Origin of the sequence: Ensifer sp. ENS07 (genome assembly GCF_014852185.1) — a bacterium.
Taxonomy (GTDB): Bacteria; Pseudomonadota; Alphaproteobacteria; order Rhizobiales; family Rhizobiaceae; genus Ensifer; species Ensifer adhaerens.
The window spans coordinates 46,769-62,068 of sequence record NZ_JACVBE010000010.1 but is presented as its reverse complement, the minus strand read 5'-3'; the positions used below and the strand labels follow the sequence as shown (position 1 = coordinate 62,068).

Annotated in this window: 16 protein-coding genes; 6 read left to right on the top strand and 10 right to left on the bottom strand. The window is 59.9% G+C overall.

What is annotated here, in order from left to right:
* Nucleotides 1–127: 127 nt before the first annotated feature.
* The 8 genes from IB277_RS25610 to hemE all read right to left on the bottom strand — a co-directional run bounded on the left by IB277_RS25610 (nt 128) and on the right by hemE (nt 9,203).
* Entirely contained in the window at nt 128–1,018 is an 891-nt protein-coding gene (locus tag IB277_RS25610; RefSeq protein WP_034800146.1) for a ParB/RepB/Spo0J family partition protein, read from the bottom strand.
* Nucleotides 1,019–1,053: 35 nt separating this feature from the next.
* Nucleotides 1,054–1,848: a ParA family protein gene (locus IB277_RS25605; RefSeq protein ID WP_060521519.1), complete on the bottom strand. Its 795-nt coding sequence runs from the start codon at nt 1,846–1,848 to the stop codon at nt 1,054–1,056.
* Nucleotides 1,849–1,862: 14 nt separating this feature from the next.
* Nucleotides 1,863–2,504, bottom strand: coding sequence for a 16S rRNA (guanine(527)-N(7))-methyltransferase RsmG (gene rsmG / locus IB277_RS25600; protein WP_034800144.1), 642 nt, complete (start codon nt 2,502–2,504; stop codon nt 1,863–1,865).
* Entirely contained in the window at nt 2,501–4,384 is a 1,884-nt protein-coding gene (gene mnmG / locus IB277_RS25595; protein WP_192372015.1) for a tRNA uridine-5-carboxymethylaminomethyl(34) synthesis enzyme MnmG, read from the bottom strand. Before mnmG ends, rsmG begins: the two co-directional genes overlap by 4 nt.
* Before the next feature lie 90 nt (nt 4,385–4,474).
* Nucleotides 4,475–5,803, bottom strand: a complete 1,329-nt coding sequence (gene mnmE, locus IB277_RS25590; RefSeq protein WP_110819705.1) for a tRNA uridine-5-carboxymethylaminomethyl(34) synthesis GTPase MnmE — start codon at nt 5,801–5,803, stop codon at nt 4,475–4,477.
* Between the two features lie 369 nt (nt 5,804–6,172).
* Nucleotides 6,173–7,438 carry a transcription termination factor Rho gene (gene rho / locus IB277_RS25585; RefSeq protein ID WP_089044254.1) on the bottom strand — a complete coding sequence of 422 codons (1,266 nt, stop codon included), beginning with the start codon at nt 7,436–7,438 and terminating at the stop codon, nt 6,173–6,175.
* A 194-nt stretch (nt 7,439–7,632) separates the two neighbouring features.
* A complete protein-coding gene (hemJ, locus tag IB277_RS25580; protein ID WP_089044253.1) occupies nt 7,633–8,175 on the bottom strand; it encodes a protoporphyrinogen oxidase HemJ in 543 nt (180 codons plus the stop codon).
* Nucleotides 8,172–9,203, bottom strand: coding sequence for a uroporphyrinogen decarboxylase (hemE, locus tag IB277_RS25575; protein ID WP_110819707.1), 1,032 nt, complete (start codon nt 9,201–9,203; stop codon nt 8,172–8,174). The genes hemJ and hemE overlap by 4 nt, the downstream gene beginning before the upstream one ends.
* Before the next feature lie 407 nt (nt 9,204–9,610).
* Between hemE and IB277_RS25570 the strand changes: the two genes are divergently transcribed.
* The 5 genes from IB277_RS25570 to dnaQ are packed head-to-tail and all read left to right on the top strand — an operon-like array spanning nt 9,611 to nt 13,212.
* The gene (locus tag IB277_RS25570; RefSeq protein ID WP_034800138.1) at nt 9,611–10,432 is read left to right on the top strand and encodes a pyruvate, water dikinase regulatory protein; all 822 of its coding nucleotides are present in this window, start codon (nt 9,611–9,613) and stop codon (nt 10,430–10,432) included.
* Between the two features lie 31 nt (nt 10,433–10,463).
* Complete coding sequence (locus IB277_RS25565; protein ID WP_060521587.1) at nt 10,464–11,063, top strand: Maf-like protein; 600 nt, start codon at nt 10,464–10,466, stop codon at nt 11,061–11,063.
* A complete protein-coding gene (locus IB277_RS25560; RefSeq protein ID WP_060583740.1) occupies nt 11,056–11,913 on the top strand; it encodes a shikimate dehydrogenase in 858 nt (285 codons plus the stop codon). Before IB277_RS25565 ends, IB277_RS25560 begins: the two co-directional genes overlap by 8 nt.
* A complete protein-coding gene (coaE, locus tag IB277_RS25555; protein WP_090295168.1) occupies nt 11,913–12,515 on the top strand; it encodes a dephospho-CoA kinase in 603 nt (200 codons plus the stop codon). The genes IB277_RS25560 and coaE overlap by 1 nt, the downstream gene beginning before the upstream one ends.
* Complete coding sequence (gene dnaQ, locus IB277_RS25550) at nt 12,508–13,212, top strand: DNA polymerase III subunit epsilon (RefSeq protein ID WP_060521525.1); 705 nt, start codon at nt 12,508–12,510, stop codon at nt 13,210–13,212. The genes coaE and dnaQ overlap by 8 nt, the downstream gene beginning before the upstream one ends.
* Before the next feature lie 62 nt (nt 13,213–13,274).
* Here the strand turns inward: dnaQ and secB are convergent, their stop codons facing one another.
* Nucleotides 13,275–13,772, bottom strand: a complete 498-nt coding sequence (gene secB, locus IB277_RS25545; RefSeq protein ID WP_060521526.1) for a protein-export chaperone SecB — start codon at nt 13,770–13,772, stop codon at nt 13,275–13,277.
* A gap of 181 nt (nt 13,773–13,953) precedes the next feature.
* The gene (locus IB277_RS25540; protein ID WP_090295167.1) at nt 13,954–14,451 is read right to left on the bottom strand and encodes an FxsA family protein; all 498 of its coding nucleotides are present in this window, start codon (nt 14,449–14,451) and stop codon (nt 13,954–13,956) included.
* A 130-nt stretch (nt 14,452–14,581) separates the two neighbouring features.
* Here IB277_RS25540 and IB277_RS25535 point away from each other — a divergent pair, with 130 nt between their 5' ends.
* Entirely contained in the window at nt 14,582–15,286 is a 705-nt protein-coding gene (locus IB277_RS25535; RefSeq protein WP_034800130.1) for a Tim44/TimA family putative adaptor protein, read from the top strand.
* Nucleotides 15,287–15,300 lie beyond the last annotated feature (14 nt).

Here is a 15,300-nt window from a genome sequence, read left to right as displayed (position 1 = left end):
TGGGTGGACCTCGCCGTCCGAAATTCAACTGGACGCCAAAAGATCTCATCATATCAAATAATTAGGCGCGCCGCTCGTTGGAGCGACGCGCCATCAATACGCCAAAGCAAAAATACGCACGAGTGGCTTATCGCCGCTCGAGCAGCCGGCAGATTTCTTCCAGTTGATCCAGCGTCTTGTAGGCGATGCGCAAATGACCACCGGACGCCTTGTGGTTCACGGTAACCTCAAGCCCGAGGCTATCCGACAACGTGCGCTCGAGCGCCAGCGTATCGGCATCCTTCTCGTCGCGACGGACGGTCTTGCCGTAATTCGGATCGTTCTGCGCGCGAATATCGTTCTGAGCGATGCGCTCGGCGTCACGCACCGAGAGCCCCTTGGCAATGATCGTCCGGGCGAGGGTAGCCGGATCCGAGGTCGGAATGAGTGCGCGCGCATGTCCAGCCGAAAGCGCGCCTTCCGACAACATGTCCCGAACAGGTTCCGGCAGTTTCAAAAGACGCAGGCTATTGGCGACATGACTTCGGCTCTTGCCGATGATCTCGCCGAGATCGTTCTGCGTATAGCCGTGCTCGGCGATCAACTGCTCGTAGCCAAGCGCTTCGTCGAGCGGATTGAGATCCGAACGCTGGACGTTTTCGACGATAGCGATTTCAAGCGCCGTGCGATCGTCGACGTCGCGAATGATAACCGGGATTTCGGTGAACCCGGCCAGTTGTGCGGCACGCCAGCGGCGCTCGCCGGCGATGATCTCGTAGCGATCGACGCCGATGGTGCGAGCAACAACAGGCTGGACAATACCATGCTGACGGATCGAATTGGCGAGATCCTGGAGTTCGGCTTCGTCGAACTGACGACGCGGGTTGCGCGGGTTGCGCGATACGAACTCGATCGGCACGCGCCGATCCGGATTGACCGGGGCAGGGGCAGCTGCCCCTGTTTGCAACGGCTGATCCATCTCGCCGATCAACGCGGCCAGTCCGCGACCAAGCCGCCTCTTCGAGCTATCGTCGTTCATATCGTCACCCGAGTTAAATTACGCTACCGAAATGATTATGCCGCTTTGCGCTGGCGCTCGCGTTGAATGACTTCGGAGGCCAGTTGCAGATAGGCCTGACTGCCAGCGCACTTCAGATCATAAAGAATGGCCGGCTTGCCATAGGAAGGCGCTTCCGAGACGCGAACATTGCGCGGGATCAGGGTGTGGTAGACCTTGTCGCCGAGATGCGTCCGCACATCGCTAACAACCTGCTGTGCCAGGTTGTTGCGCGAATCGAACATGGTCAGGACGATGCCCTGGATATCCAGGCTCGGATTCACGGTTCGGCGAATCTGATCCACAGTCTCCAGCAGCTGGCTCAGACCCTCGAGCGCGAAGAACTCGCACTGCAGAGGGACAAGCACCGAATGGGCGGCCGCCATCGCGTTCATCGTTAGCAAGTTGAACGATGGTGGGCAATCGACGAGCACGTAGGAATATTCCATCGCGGCGGGGCTAACCAAGGCCTTGCGTAAACGGAAGACACGATCCGGTTCCTGCGAAATTTCCATCTCGACGCCGAGAAGGTCCATGGTCGATGGAATGATCGAGAGATTCGGAACGGCTGTCTGCTGAGCTATCTCGCCGATCCCGTGCGATCCCATCATCAGCTCATAGGATGACAGGTTCCGATCGCGGCGTTGAATGCCGAGCCCGGTGCTGGCGTTGCCTTGCGGGTCCAGATCAACGATCAGAACGTGTTCGCCAATAGCAGCCAATGCGGTCGCCAAATTGATGGCGGTCGTGGTTTTGCCGACGCCGCCTTTCTGATTTGCGATTGTGATGATCCGGTTTTTGCCACCAAACATGTTTCCGCTCGCGATCACTGGGCCCTGCGCGCCAGATTTGCGATCTCGAGCACGACAGAATCCGGCTCGACCACGCTTGGATGTTTTACCAGATCAAACTGATAGCGGCCAACGGCTTTGTCGATTTCGCGCTGGTAATCCCGCCCTTTGTGGAAGTAGGCGACCGCTTTCTGCTCCTTCGCCGTCATCCATGGCGCAGAATAGTCGAGCAGCAAGGTCAAATCCGCGAGCGCGCGCGCCGAAACCGCGTCCGCTCGGGGAATCAATGCGCCTGCTTCTTCGATTCGAACCGGGTGAACCGAGCCGCGCGCACCCGTTTCGGCCAGAGCTACACGCAGAAAGGCAGCCTTCTTGTTGTTGCTTTCAACGAGATGGACCCAACCGTCGCCAAGTTCGGCGAGATAGATCGCCGTGATGACACCTGGAAAGCCGCCACCGCTGCCGAGATCGACCCAGGTCTTCGGACCGGGCGACAACTGCGCGAGCTGCAAGCTATCGACAATGTGGCGACGCCAAAGATCCTCGATCGTGGACGGCGCAACGAGATTGATCGACTTCGCCCACTTCTGAAAGAGCTTGGCAAAATGCTCCAGCCGTTCATTCGTTTCACGTGAAACACGCAGTCCGTTCAACACATCGATTGGACTCGCCTTCATTGTACGCCGGCCTTTTCTTCACGTTCTACCGTTCGGTTCTGTCGCTTCACCCACGCCAGGATCAGCGATGCTGCTGCCGGCGTCATACCATCGACCTTCATCACGTGAGCCAGATTGCGGGGCGCCTGCTGCTTCAGCTTCTGCTTCAGCTCGTTGGAGAGGCCTGAGAGCATATCGAAGTCGAAGCCATCGGGTATGGCGAGATTTTCCTCGCGCTGAATGCCGGCGATATCCGCCGCCTGCCGATCCATATAGACCGCATAGACCGCATCGATTTCAAGCGCCTCAACGACGCGCGGACCAATCGACGACAGCTCGGGCCAGATCGGCTGCAAGCCGGCAATCGACTGATCGGGATAGGACAGGATCTCGAAAGCAGTGCGCCGTTGGCCATCCTGGTTGAGCTTAAGGCCATGACGGTTACCTTCAGCCGGGGTTACCGAGAGGCCTTTCAACAGGGCACGCCCTTCGTCGAAACGCGCGCGCCAATCGACAAAGCGTTCGCGCCGCGCAGCCGAGATGCAGCCGACCTCCATCGCAAGCGGTGTCAGGCGCGCATCGGCATTGTCGGCCCGCAGCGACAATCGATACTCCGCGCGGGAGGTGAACATGCGATAGGGCTCGGTGATCCCGCGCGACGTCAGGTCGTCGATCATGACACCAATATAGGACTGCGTTCGGCTGAACACGATTTCGGGACGGTTGGTCGCGGCCAAGGCGGCGTTCAAGCCGGCAACAAGACCTTGCGCCCCGGCTTCCTCATAGCCGGTCGTACCGTTGATTTGACCGGCGAGGAAAAGCCCTGGCATCTTGCGGACAGCAAGGGTCGCGTTCAGTTCACGCGGATCGACGTGATCGTACTCGATGGCATAACCAGGCTGCAGTATTGCGACATTCTCCAATCCTGGGATCGTCTTGATAAAGGCTTCCTGGATGTCAGCCGGCAGCGACGTCGAAATGCCGTTCGGGTAGATCGTATCGTCGTCGAGACCCTCCGGCTCCAGGAAGATCTGGTGACCATCACGCTCGCCGAATCGTACGATCTTGTCCTCGATGGACGGACAATAGCGCGGTCCGATACCCTCGATCTGTCCCGAGTACATCGCCGACTTGCCGATATTGTCGGTAATAATCTTGTGCGTCTCTTCCGTCGTCCGCGTCACACCGCAATCGATCTGGCGATTCACGATCCCGTCGGTCATGAACGAAAAGGGCACAGGATCTTGGTCTGGACCTTGCCGGCCAACACGCGCCCAGTCGATGGTGCGTCCATCCAGGCGGGCGGGCGTTCCGGTCTTCAGGCGGCCGAGGCGCAACCCAAAACGCAGCAAGGTTCCCGAGAGCCCGACGGACGGTTCCTCACCGACGCGACCGGCCGGTATCTTCTGATCGCCAACATGGATGAGGCCCTTCAAGAACGTGCCCGTCGTCAGAACAACGGAGTTCGCTTGAAAGCGGCGGCCGTCCTTCATGACGACACCGTGGATGCAGCCTTGCTCTTCCAGAAGGTCGAAGGCATCGCCCTCGATAACGGTTAGATTCTCGATGGCAGCGATCTCCCGCTGCATGGCTTCGCGATAGAGGCGGCGATCGGCTTGCGTACGCGGTCCGCGCACCGCTGGACCCTTGCGACGGTTGAGCAAACGAAACTGAATACCGCCGGCATCAGCGACGCGTCCCATCAAGCCGTCCATCGCGTCGATCTCGCGGACCAGATGTCCTTTTCCCAAGCCGCCGATCGCCGGGTTGCAGGACATAACGCCGATCGTGGATGCCTTGTGCGTGATCAATGCTGTGTTGGCGCCCAGACGCGCAGCCGCAGCCGCGGCTTCGCAGCCGGCATGGCCACCGCCAATGATGATTACGTCAAATTGCATCATTGCCTCTTCTCCAGGGTTGACCCGGCACGAATCGTTTCACGTGAAACACAACGAAGGACTCGCACACGTTGTATTGCTCTGGCCTACTGGTTATTTCCCGATACAGAATTCAGAAAATATCACATCGAGAAGGTTCTCAACATCCACGCGGCCGGTTATCCGTCCAATTGCGTCGCCAGCAAGGCGCAACAGTTCCGCGCGTATATCCAGCCCCAAGTCCTGCCTTGCCAAGCTGTCGTCGATCGACCGCTGCGCCTGCCGGAGACTATCGACATGGCGCCGCCGCGAAGGCAGCGACAGCGAGGTCCGCCCACTGAGATCCGGCAGATGCGCCGCGATCGCGTCCAGCAGACCCTCCATGCCTTCGCCGCTTTTCGTCGAGACCAACACATCCGCGGCCCCCTCGCGCCAGCCATCACTGTCGCGATCAAGTTTGGTTCCGACGCGCAGCACGGGCGTCGTGTCGCATGGGAAGTCGGACATGACATCAAAACCGTCCGGCGCATCGGCCAACAGCAAGATCAGATCCGCTCGCTCGATAATTTCTCGTGCGCGACGAATACCTTCTTGCTCTACCTTCTCGTTGGTTTCCCGCAGCCCCGCAGTATCGTAGAGCTTTACCGAGAATCCGGCTAAGGAAAGATCCACGGAGAGAACGTCGCGGGTCGTACCGGCAATCTCGGTGACGATTGCAATGTCACGCTGGGCCAGTGCATTGAGCAAACTCGACTTGCCGGCGTTCGGCGCACCGGCGATGACGATCTTCAGGCCGTCGCGGATGATCTCCGCGATCGGCGCATCGGCAATATGTGCTGCTATCTCTTGCGATAGCATGGACATATCCTGCCAGATGCGCTCGCTGACCGAGCCCGGCACATCGTCTTCATCGGCAAAATCGAGCTCGGCCTCGATCATCGCTCGCGCATGGGTCAAGCGCTTCGCCCAGCCGGCATAGATCTTTGATTGTCCACCGCCGGAGTGTTCGATCGCGAGCCGGCGCTGCATCTCGGTTTCCGCAGCAATCAGGTCGGCGAGACCCTCCACCTCGACCAGGTCAAGCTTGCCGTTCTGGAAGGCGCGGCGCGAGAACTCACCGGCTTCCGCATGGCGCAAACCCTCGAGCTTCGAGAGTTCCTCTAGCAAGGCGTTTACTGCCGCCCGACCACCATGGATCTGAAGCTCGGCGCAGTCTTCTCCTGTAAAGGAGGCAGGTCCGCGAAAATAGAGAACAAGGCCGCTGTCGATGACATCGCCGTTACGGGACCGAATCGATCTCAATGTCGCCGACCGAGGTGTTGGCACACCACCACACAACGCCTGCAACACCGCTTCGGTGCGCCCGCCGCTGATACGCACGACTGCGACGCCGGCGGGAAGAGATCCGCTGGAAAGCGCATAAATCGTGTGCGTCGCTGTCATGGGCTCACCTGAAAAGACCGCGGACACGCAGGGCGCGTCGATGGTCGATGCAATGGGGATCGTCGAAGTTCCGGACCGGATCGTTCCGCTTCGCGGAGCGCGCTCACGCGGGGCAAACGCTATCTCAATGGGTCGGCGTGCTTATGCCGAAAGAATGCCGAAATTTCAAGGCCTCGCCGCATCCTCGTATTTCACGGTGCGCACGTGTTTCACGTGAATCAGCAGAAACGGTGTCTGTCTGATTGCGGGCCTAGTCGGAGATTGTTGCGAAACCGAATCGAGTGACCGGAGAATCCGGCTAAGGTTTTGAAACAAGAAAACCGGCCGACGCGTGGTCGACCGGTCCCGAAGTCGGATGATGAACGCGTCTTAGGTGTTCATCGAGTCGAAGAAATCGCCGTTGTTCTTCGTCTGCTTGAGCTTGTCGATGAGGAACTCGATCGCGTCGGTCGTCCCCATCGGCGCCAGAATACGGCGCAGCACAAAGATCTTCTGGAGGTCCTGGCGCGGAACGAGCAGGTCTTCCTTACGCGTACCGGACTTGAGAATGTCCATCGCCGGGAAGATACGCTTGTCGGCCACCTTGCGGTCGAGCACGATTTCCGAGTTACCGGTGCCCTTGAACTCTTCGAAGATGACTTCGTCCATGCGGCTGCCGGTGTCGATCAGCGCCGTCGCGATGATCGTCAACGAGCCGCCTTCTTCGATGTTACGGGCGGCACCGAAGAAGCGCTTCGGGCGCTGCAGAGCATTGGCGTCGACACCACCGGTCAAGACCTTGCCCGATGACGGAACAACGGTGTTGTAGGCGCGGCCGAGGCGGGTGATCGAGTCAAGCAGGATAACGACGTCACGACCGTGTTCCACGAGGCGCTTGGCCTTTTCGATCACCATCTCGGCGACCTGTACGTGGCGGGTCGCCGGCTCGTCGAAGGTCGAGGACACGACTTCGCCCTTCACCGAGCGCTGCATGTCCGTCACTTCTTCGGGACGTTCGTCGATCAGGAGAACGATCAGGTAGCATTCCGGATGGTTCGCGGTGATCGAATGGGCGATGTTCTGCAGGAGAACAGTCTTACCGGTGCGCGGCGGAGCGACGATGAGGCCGCGCTGGCCTTTGCCGAGCGGCGCAACCAGGTCGATGACCCGGGCCGACAGATCCTTCGAGGTCGGAACGTCGAGTTCCATCTTGAAGCGCTCGTTCGGGTAAAGCGGCGTCAGGTTGTCGAAGTGAACCTTGTGACGGATCTTTTCCGGGTCATCGAAGTTGATGGTGTTGACCTTGAGGAGGGCGAAGTAGCGCTCGCCTTCCTTCGGTCCGCGGATCGGACCCTCGACCGTGTCGCCGGTCTTCAGCGAGAAGCGGCGGATCTGGGAGGGCGAGATGTAGATATCGTCCGGACCGGGGAGGTAGTTTGCATTCGCCGAGCGCAGAAAGCCGAAGCCGTCCTGGAGCACTTCAACGACGCCTTCACCGATGATCTCGATATCCTGGGCCGCGAGCATCTTGAGGATTGCGAACATCAGCTCCTGCTTGCGCATCGTGCTGGCGTTCTCCACCTCGAGCTCCTCGGCGAAAGCGAGCAGATCGGTCGGCGTCTTGTTCTTGAGTTCTTGTAGCTTCATTTCAGCCATGAAGGATCCATGTTTGGTATGGGTAGTGGGGAGATGGCGAGTATTCGTTAGGGAGCTGCAGCAGGAAGGGGCAGGCTCTTGTCTTTGTCACAAGCCATGAAGAGGAGATGGCAGAAAATAGCGATTCACGTGAAACCCTGCAAGGGGCTGTCGCAAATTAGAAACGCCTATGACAGGCCGCAAATCGATTAAATTCAGAATGGCTTCACGACGACCATGATGACGATGAGGATCATCAAGAGGGTAGGCGCCTCGTTCATCAACCGCCAATAGCGCGCATCGTGCCTGTTCTCGTCGCGCTGAAAGGCGCGCACAGCACGGCTGAAACGCATGTGGACACCGGTCAGCAGGACCACGAACAGAAGCTTGGCATGCAGCCAGCCACCCTGGAAGCCATAAACGCTCCAGGCCAGATAAAGCCCGAGCACCCAGGAAATCATCATGGCCGGGTTCATGATGACTTTCAGGAGCCGCAACTCCATCATCTTGAAGGTTTCCGACTGGGCGGAGCCGGGCTCCGCATCCGTGTGGTAGATGAACAGCCTGGGCATGTAGAGCAACGCCGCCATCCAGGACATCACGGCGATAACATGCAGCGCCTTGATCCAGAGATAGAGATCATCCGGGCGCCAGACGAACAGACCGACGAGAAGCGCCACGAACGCACCAAGCGCGATCGCTGCCCTGAGCCGCGCCCTGTTGCCCGGCGCCCGGTCGGTCTGCTTCTCCGCCATCACCGCGCTCCACGAACCCGGGCAACCAGCGCCGAGACATGATCGGGATCGGCCTGCGGCGTTATGCCATGGCCGAGATTGAAGATCAGCGGACCGTGACCGAGTGCGTCGAGAATGCGGTCAATGCCTTCCTCAAGCGCCACGCCGCCGGCAACGACCCGCATCGGATCGAGATTGCCCTGTATCGGCCCTTCCTTCTGCAGATCCTTCGCAAAGGAAAGCGGAACGGTCCAGTCGAGACCGATCGCGTCAGCACCGGTCGCCTGCCGATATCCGTTCAACAGCTGCCCCGCGCCCTTCGCAAAGGCGATGATCCTTGCCTGCGGCCGCTGCGCCCGAACGGAGGCGATGATCCGCTGCACCGGCTTGACGGCGTAGCGGGCGAATTCCTCCTCACCGAGAACACCTGCCCAGGAATCGAAGATCTGCACCGCATCGGCGCCGGCATCGATCTGTCGCACGAGATATTCAGCCGATACATCCGCCAGAAAGGCGAGCAGATGATCAAAGGCTTCGGGATTGCGATACGCGAAGAGACGGGCAGGGGCCTGGTCCGGGGTCCCCTGTCCGGCGATCATATAGGTCGCCACCGTCCAGGGAGCGCCACAGAAGCCGAGCAGCGTCGTTTCCGAGGGAAGCTCTGCGCGCAACCGCGAAACCGTCTCAAAGACCGGCTGGAGGTGTTCAGCGATGCCCTCAGGCTTCAGGAGACGGATACCATCATCATTGATCGGATCCATCCGTGGCCCATGGCCTTCCTCGAAGCGCACGTTGCGTTTCAGCGCATCGGGAATGACCAGGATGTCGGAGAAGAGAATGGCGGCATCGAAAGCGTAGCGACGGATCGGCTGCAACGTGACCTCGACTGCGAGATCGGGCGTGTAGCAAAGATCGAGGAAGCTTCCGGCTACGGCGCGCGTTGCCCTGTACTCGGGCAGGTAGCGTCCCGCCTGGCGCATGAGCCAGATCGGAGGAGGTGACACCGTCTTCCCCGCCAAAACCTCCAGAACCTTTCTGCGTGTTTCGGTCACGGATCGTCTCTCCCAATTTAAAATCAAAGATATTTAGAAGGTTTCTATTTCTTAGAGTCGGTGGGTATCAAGGATTAAAACAACGCACTGACTTGTCCACGACCGGCGATCACGACGCCCAGCGAAGGGAGAATGAGTTCGATCTCTGGAAAAACAACGTGGTCAATCTCAGAAAGGCATTTTAAATCAGTTCTTTAAGTCGCGTTCGATTTTTGACGCGCCTGTGGAAAAGCAGTTGATATGCGTGACACTTTGTCCGCGCCGTGAGTCTTGTCCACATCCGCCGCGAAACAATGTCCGCCGCAGCCCCAATTGTGAATAACTCGGCTGTTTTCCACTTGCCTGGATCCAGGCCCCGTCGTTAGCTGTGTTTCATCCCGGCTTATCAACAGCACCAGGAGAATTGCGTGGAGAACAAGAAAAACTACTTCCACCTTCACCTGATTTCGGACTCAACGGGCGAGACTCTGATTGCTGCCGGGCGCGCCGCCGCGGCCCAATTTCAAAGCTCGCATGCGCTCGAGCACGTCTATCCGCTGATCCGGAACCGCAAACAGCTGCTGCAGGTTCTCGACGCGATCGACGGCGCACCGGGCATCGTTCTCTATACGATCGTCGACCGCGAACTCGCCGACATCATCGATCGCCGTTGCCGCGAGATGGGCGTCCCTTGCGTCTCCGTGCTGGATCCCATCATCGACCTCTTTCAGTCCTATCTGGGATCCCCGTCGCGGCGGAGATCCGGTGCTCAGCATGTGATGGATGCGGAATATTTCGCGCGCATCGATGCGCTCAATTTCACCATGGACCATGACGACGGTCAGCTGCCGGCGGATTTCGACGACGCGGATGTCGTCCTCATCGGCATCAGCCGGACGTCGAAGACGCCGACCAGCATCTATCTCGCCAACCGTGGCATCAAGACAGCGAACATCCCGATCGTCCCCGGCGTACCGTTGCCTGAAAGATTGATGGAAGCGACGAAGCCGCTCGTCGTCGGGTTGATCGCGACGGCCGACCGTATCTCGCAAGTGCGCCAGCACCGGGTGCTCGGAACGACGCAAGGCTTTCACGGCGATGAGTACACCGACAAGGCCTCGATCACCGAGGAACTGAAATATGCCCGGTCGCTCTGTGCGCGCAACAATTGGCCGGTCATCGATGTCACCCGCCGTTCGATAGAGGAAACGGCAGCGGCAATCGTTGCCCTGCGTCCACGTCTGCGTTAGAGCGGATTCGAACAATTCGGGAACTTGAATGATGACATCTTCGCTCGTCCTGGCTTCGGCCAGCCCGTTTCGCCGGGCGCTCCTGGAGAATGCCGGCCTGGTCTTTGAAGCGAAGGCAGCCGAGATCGATGAGCGGGCGCTGGAAAAGCCGCTCGAGGATAAAGGCGCTGCGCCCGAAACCGTTGCGCTCGAACTGGCGGAAGCAAAGGCACGCGATGTCGCCAGGTATTTCGCAGACGCGCTGGTGATCGGATCCGATCAGACAATGTCATTGGGGTCGCGGGTCTACCACAAGCCGAAGACCATGGCGGAAGCTGCCGCACATCTGCTTTCGCTCTCCGGCCAGACGCACCGCCTGAACAGTGCCGTCGTCCTTTTGCGTGGCGAAGATGTCATCTGGCGCCATGTGTCTTCCGCCCACATGACCGTGCGCCCGCTGACGGCAGATTTCGTCGAGCGTCATCTAGAGCGTGTCGGCGAAAAGGCGCTTTCGAGCGTCGGCGCCTACCAGCTGGAAGGCGAGGGCATCCAGCTCTTCGAAAAGATCGAGGGCGACTACTTCACCATCCTCGGTCTCCCGATGCTGCCGCTGCTTGCCAAACTCCGTGAACTGGGAACGATCGATGCGTGATTCACGTGAAACATTTGTTAACCACGCCTTCGTCACCGGCTATCCGATCAAGCATTCCCGGTCGCCGCTGATCCACGGCTATTGGCTGAAACAGCTCGGTCTGCCCGGCAGCTATCGAGCGCACGAGGTCAAGCCGGAAGAATTCGCCGCCTTCATTGCCAGCCTCAAGGACGGGACATCCGGTTTCTGCGGTGGCAATGTGACCATCCCCCACAAGGAAGTGGCCTGTCGGCTGGTGGATCAGCCGGATGAGCTCAGCCAGGAACTCGGCGCCGCCAACACGCTGTGGGTTCAGGACGGAAAGGTGCATGCCACCAATACCGACGGCCGCGGCTTTGTTGCCAACCTCGACGAGCGGGCGGCCGGCTGGGACCGGACGTCGACGGCAGTCATTCTCGGCGCCGGCGGCGCAAGCCGGGCGATCATCCAGGCTGTTCGTGATCGCGGCATCAAGACGATCCATGTCGTCAATCGCACCGTCGAACGGGCGCAGGAACTTGCCGACCGGTTCGGTCCGGCGGTGGAAGCCCATCCGATGGGCGCACTCAAGGACGTGATGACCGGCGCAGGCCTGTTCATCAATACCACCTCGCTCGGCATGGACGGCAGCGAAGCACCGGCGATCGACTTCGGCGTTATGGCTTCGAGCGCAGTCGTCACGGATATTGTCTATGTTCCGTTGAAGACGCCGATCCTGGCGCAGGCAGAGGTGCAGGGCCTTGCGATCGTCGACGGTTTGGGCATGCTTCTGCACCAGGCGGTGCCCGGCTTCGAACTCTGGTTCGGCTGTCGGCCGATGGTGGACGCCGACCTTCGACAATTGATTATCGACGACATGGACAGGCACTGATGATTATCCTTGGGCTCACCGGATCGATTGCCATGGGCAAGTCGACGACCGCCCAGATGTTTCGCGACTTCGGCGTGCCGGTGAACGATGCCGACGAGGTCGTGCATCAGCTCTATAGCGGCGAGGCGGTGGCGCCGGTGGAAGGGGCGTTTCCCGGAAGCACGAAAGATGGAAAAGTCGATCGCACCGAACTCTCGCGCCAGCTCATGCAGGCGCCGGAACGGCTGCGCGAGCTTGAGGCGATCGTCCATCCGCTGGTGCGCGGCAAGGAGCAGGAGTTCCTCGCGGAAAACCAGGCCGCCAGCGCGCCCTTCGTCGTCCTCGACATTCCTCTCCTGTTTGAAACGGGTGCGGACAAGCGGGTCGATCGCGTCGTCGTCGTGACCTGTTCGGCCGAGCTGCAGCGCCAAAGGGCGCTGAAGCGCCCAGGAATGACCGAGGAAAAACTTGCGATGATCCTTGCGCGTCAGGTGCCGGACAGCGAAAAGCGTAAACGCGCCGACTACATCATCGATACCAGCGACAGTTTCGACGTCACCCGGGGCCAGGTGAAGGCCGTCGTCGACCAACTCGCAGCCAGCAACGGAGACGCGGATGCGTGAGATCATCTTCGATACGGAAACGACAGGCCTCGACAATCGCGAGGACCGGGTGATCGAAATCGGCGGTGTCGAGCTCGAGAACCAATTTCCGACCGGCCGTACGCTGCACATCTATATCAATCCCGGCAACCGCAAGGTTCACCCGGATGCGCTCGCCATCCACGGGATCACCGACGAGTCCCTGAAGGACAAGCCGCCATTTGCCGATGTGGTCGACCAGATCCTCGAGTTTTTCGGCGACGCCCGTTGGGTCGCTCACAACGCCACCTTCGACATGGGCTTTATCAACGCCGAGTTTGCGCGTCTGGGCATGCCGCCGATCGCCATCGAGCGTGTGACCGACACGCTGGCGCTTGCCCGCCGCAAACACCCGATGGGGCCGAACTCGCTGGACGCGCTTTGCCGTCGCTACGGTATCGACAACTCGCACCGCGCCAAGCACGGCGCGCTTCTCGACTCCGAACTGCTGGCGGAAGTCTACATCGAGATGATCGGCGGCCGTCAGGCAGCACTCGGCCTTGTGTCCAGCAGATCGACCGATCAGGCAATCGAACTCGACGACGCGCCGATCCTTATCGGCCAGCGGCCGCGTCCTTTGCCGAACCGGCTCTCGGAGGCGGACCTCGCCGCCCACGCGGCGTTGATCGCGAAGATCGGCGCCAAGGCGATCTGGGCAAAATACGACCCCCAGGACTAAGGCAGATACGAAAAAGCCCGGCACATTGGCCGGGCTTTTCGTTTCAGCAATCTGAAATTCGATCAGTTTGCGGTTTCGTTCGAAACCTGGGCGCGGACCTTTTCTTCGGCCATGCGCTGAGCGAACATCTGCGCGAAATCGATCGGATCGATCATCAGCGGCGGGAAGCCGCCGTTGCGGGTTGCGTCGGCAACGATCTGACGGGCGAACGGGAACAGCAGGCGCGGGCACTCGATGAAGAGCAGCGGCAGCATGTGCTCCTGCGGGAAACCGGCAACGCGGAAGACGCCGCCATAGGCGAGCTCGACGTTGAACAGGACGCGGTCGCCGTCCTTGGCTTCTGCGTTCAGCGAGAGCACGACGTCGAAATCGTTCTCTGCGAGCGGGTTGGCATTGACGTTGACGTTGATATTGATCGACGGCGCCTTGTCACGGGCTTGCAGCGAACGCGGCGCGCCCGGGTTTTCGAAGGAAAGGTCCTTGATATACTGGGCGAGGATGTTCAGCGTCGGGCTCTGCTGCGCGCTGCCGTTGCCGTTGGATGCGGTATCAGTCGTCATAAGGGTTCCTCGACAAAAATAGGTGAGGCCATCTAGCATTTCGGCCTAGGGCTTACAACCCTGCGGGCCCGGCGCTTTCCAGCGGGCGCTGGGTTTCTGCTCCAAGCGGAAAGCTGAAAGCATGCTCCGGAATATGGGCGATAGAGTGCCGTTCGCGCATTCTGTCACCGTGGCCTCTTGGCTAGGGCTGGCGGCGATCGCCGACCTGTGGCGGATCCTCGTCGTCCGTTCGCGAGAATTCGCCCTCGTCGAGATCGATGACGCGCGGCGAGGGGCGCGGTTCGTGCGGCCGTGTCCAGCCGGCACCGGATGCCGCGGTCACGATCGTCATTCGCTTGCGCAGGAAACCGGCAACCGCATTTCGAACGAAAGGCAGAAACAGCAGGAGGCCGATCACGTCGCTGACGAAGCCCGGCACCACCAGCAGGATCGCCGCGACGAACAGCAATGCGCCGCCAAGCACCTCCCGGCCCGGGTCGCTACCTTTACGCGTGGCGTCCTGCATTCGCCGAATGACGGTAAATCCCTGGACTCTCAGCAGGATAACGCCGACAAATGCACTGGCAAGAACCAGCAGCAACGTCATCAGGAGGCCGATCTCCCGGCCGACGACGACAAAACCGGCGATCTCGGCCAGCGGAAGCCCTAGGATGGCAAAGGGGATAAGAAATGAACGCATCGATGCTGCCCGAAAATGAAACCTGGTGTCACATCCCCGTCTAAGGGTGCGACATCGCCATTTGAATGATCTATCCTTGCGGACTATATGGAATAGCCACGAGAAATTCTAACAGCGGTTCCGGGTGGAAATGGGCTCTTTTGACTTCATCACGTTTTTTTTCCTGATCGCCGCGGTGGTCATTTTCCTGCAACTGCGCAGCGTCTTAGGCCGCCGGACCGGGAGCGAGCGGCCGCCGTTTGATCCGTATTCGCCACGCGACATGAGCCAGGGGCCGGAAAACGGCGACAAGGGCAAGGTCGTGCAACTGCCGCGCCGCGAGAATGCGGACGAAGAAGCAAACCGCTACGAAATGATCGACGCTTTCGCCAAGACCGGAACGACGCTCAACACCCAGCTGCGGGCGCTGAGCGACGCGGATCAGGGTTTCGATCCCAAGGAATTCGTCAACGGCGCCAAGATGGCCTACGAGATGATCGTCATGGCTTTCGCGGACGGCGACCGAAAGACGCTGAAGAATCTGCTGTCCCGCGAGGTCTATGAGGGCTTCGACGCGGCGATCACCGATCGCGAGCGAAAGGGCGAAGTCGTCAAGTCCACCTTCGTCGGCATCGACAAGGCAGATATCATTCACGCCGAAGTGAAGGACAGCGAAGAGAACATCACCGTTCGCATCGTCAGCCAGCTGATTTCGGCGACCTATGACAAGCAGGGCGGTTTGATCGACGGCGACGCCGAGTCGGTTGCGGAGGTCAACGATCTCTGGACCTTCGCGCGCGACATTCGTTCGCGGGATCCGAACTGGAAGCTGATCGCCACCGAATCCGAAAACTGAGCGGACGCGGTACC

Bases quoted from the DNA above. Each gene is read 5' to 3' on its own strand.
- IB277_RS25565 (WP_060521587.1), top strand. From the start codon at position 10,464: ATGACATCTTCGCTCGTCCTGGCTTCGGCCAGCCCGTTTCGCCGGGCG.
- mnmE (WP_110819705.1), bottom strand. From the start codon at position 5,803: ATGACAGCGACGCACACGATTTATGCGCTTTCCAGCGGATCTCTTCCC.
- rho (WP_089044254.1), bottom strand. From the start codon at position 7,438: ATGGCTGAAATGAAGCTACAAGAACTCAAGAACAAGACGCCGACCGAT.
- IB277_RS25605 (WP_060521519.1), bottom strand. From the start codon at position 1,848: ATGTTTGGTGGCAAAAACCGGATCATCACAATCGCAAATCAGAAAGGC.
- IB277_RS25540 (WP_090295167.1), bottom strand. From the start codon at position 14,451: ATGCGTTCATTTCTTATCCCCTTTGCCATCCTAGGGCTTCCGCTGGCC.
- IB277_RS25610 (WP_034800146.1), bottom strand. From the start codon at position 1,018: ATGAACGACGATAGCTCGAAGAGGCGGCTTGGTCGCGGACTGGCCGCG.
- coaE (WP_090295168.1), top strand. From the start codon at position 11,913: ATGATTATCCTTGGGCTCACCGGATCGATTGCCATGGGCAAGTCGACG.
- dnaQ (WP_060521525.1), top strand. From the start codon at position 12,508: ATGCGTGAGATCATCTTCGATACGGAAACGACAGGCCTCGACAATCGC.
- mnmG (WP_192372015.1), bottom strand. From the start codon at position 4,384: ATGATGCAATTTGACGTAATCATCATTGGCGGTGGCCATGCCGGCTGC.
- IB277_RS25560 (WP_060583740.1), top strand. From the start codon at position 11,056: ATGCGTGATTCACGTGAAACATTTGTTAACCACGCCTTCGTCACCGGC.
- IB277_RS25535 (WP_034800130.1), top strand. From the start codon at position 14,582: ATGGGCTCTTTTGACTTCATCACGTTTTTTTTCCTGATCGCCGCGGTG.
- secB (WP_060521526.1), bottom strand. From the start codon at position 13,772: ATGACGACTGATACCGCATCCAACGGCAACGGCAGCGCGCAGCAGAGC.
- rsmG (WP_034800144.1), bottom strand. From the start codon at position 2,504: ATGAAGGCGAGTCCAATCGATGTGTTGAACGGACTGCGTGTTTCACGT.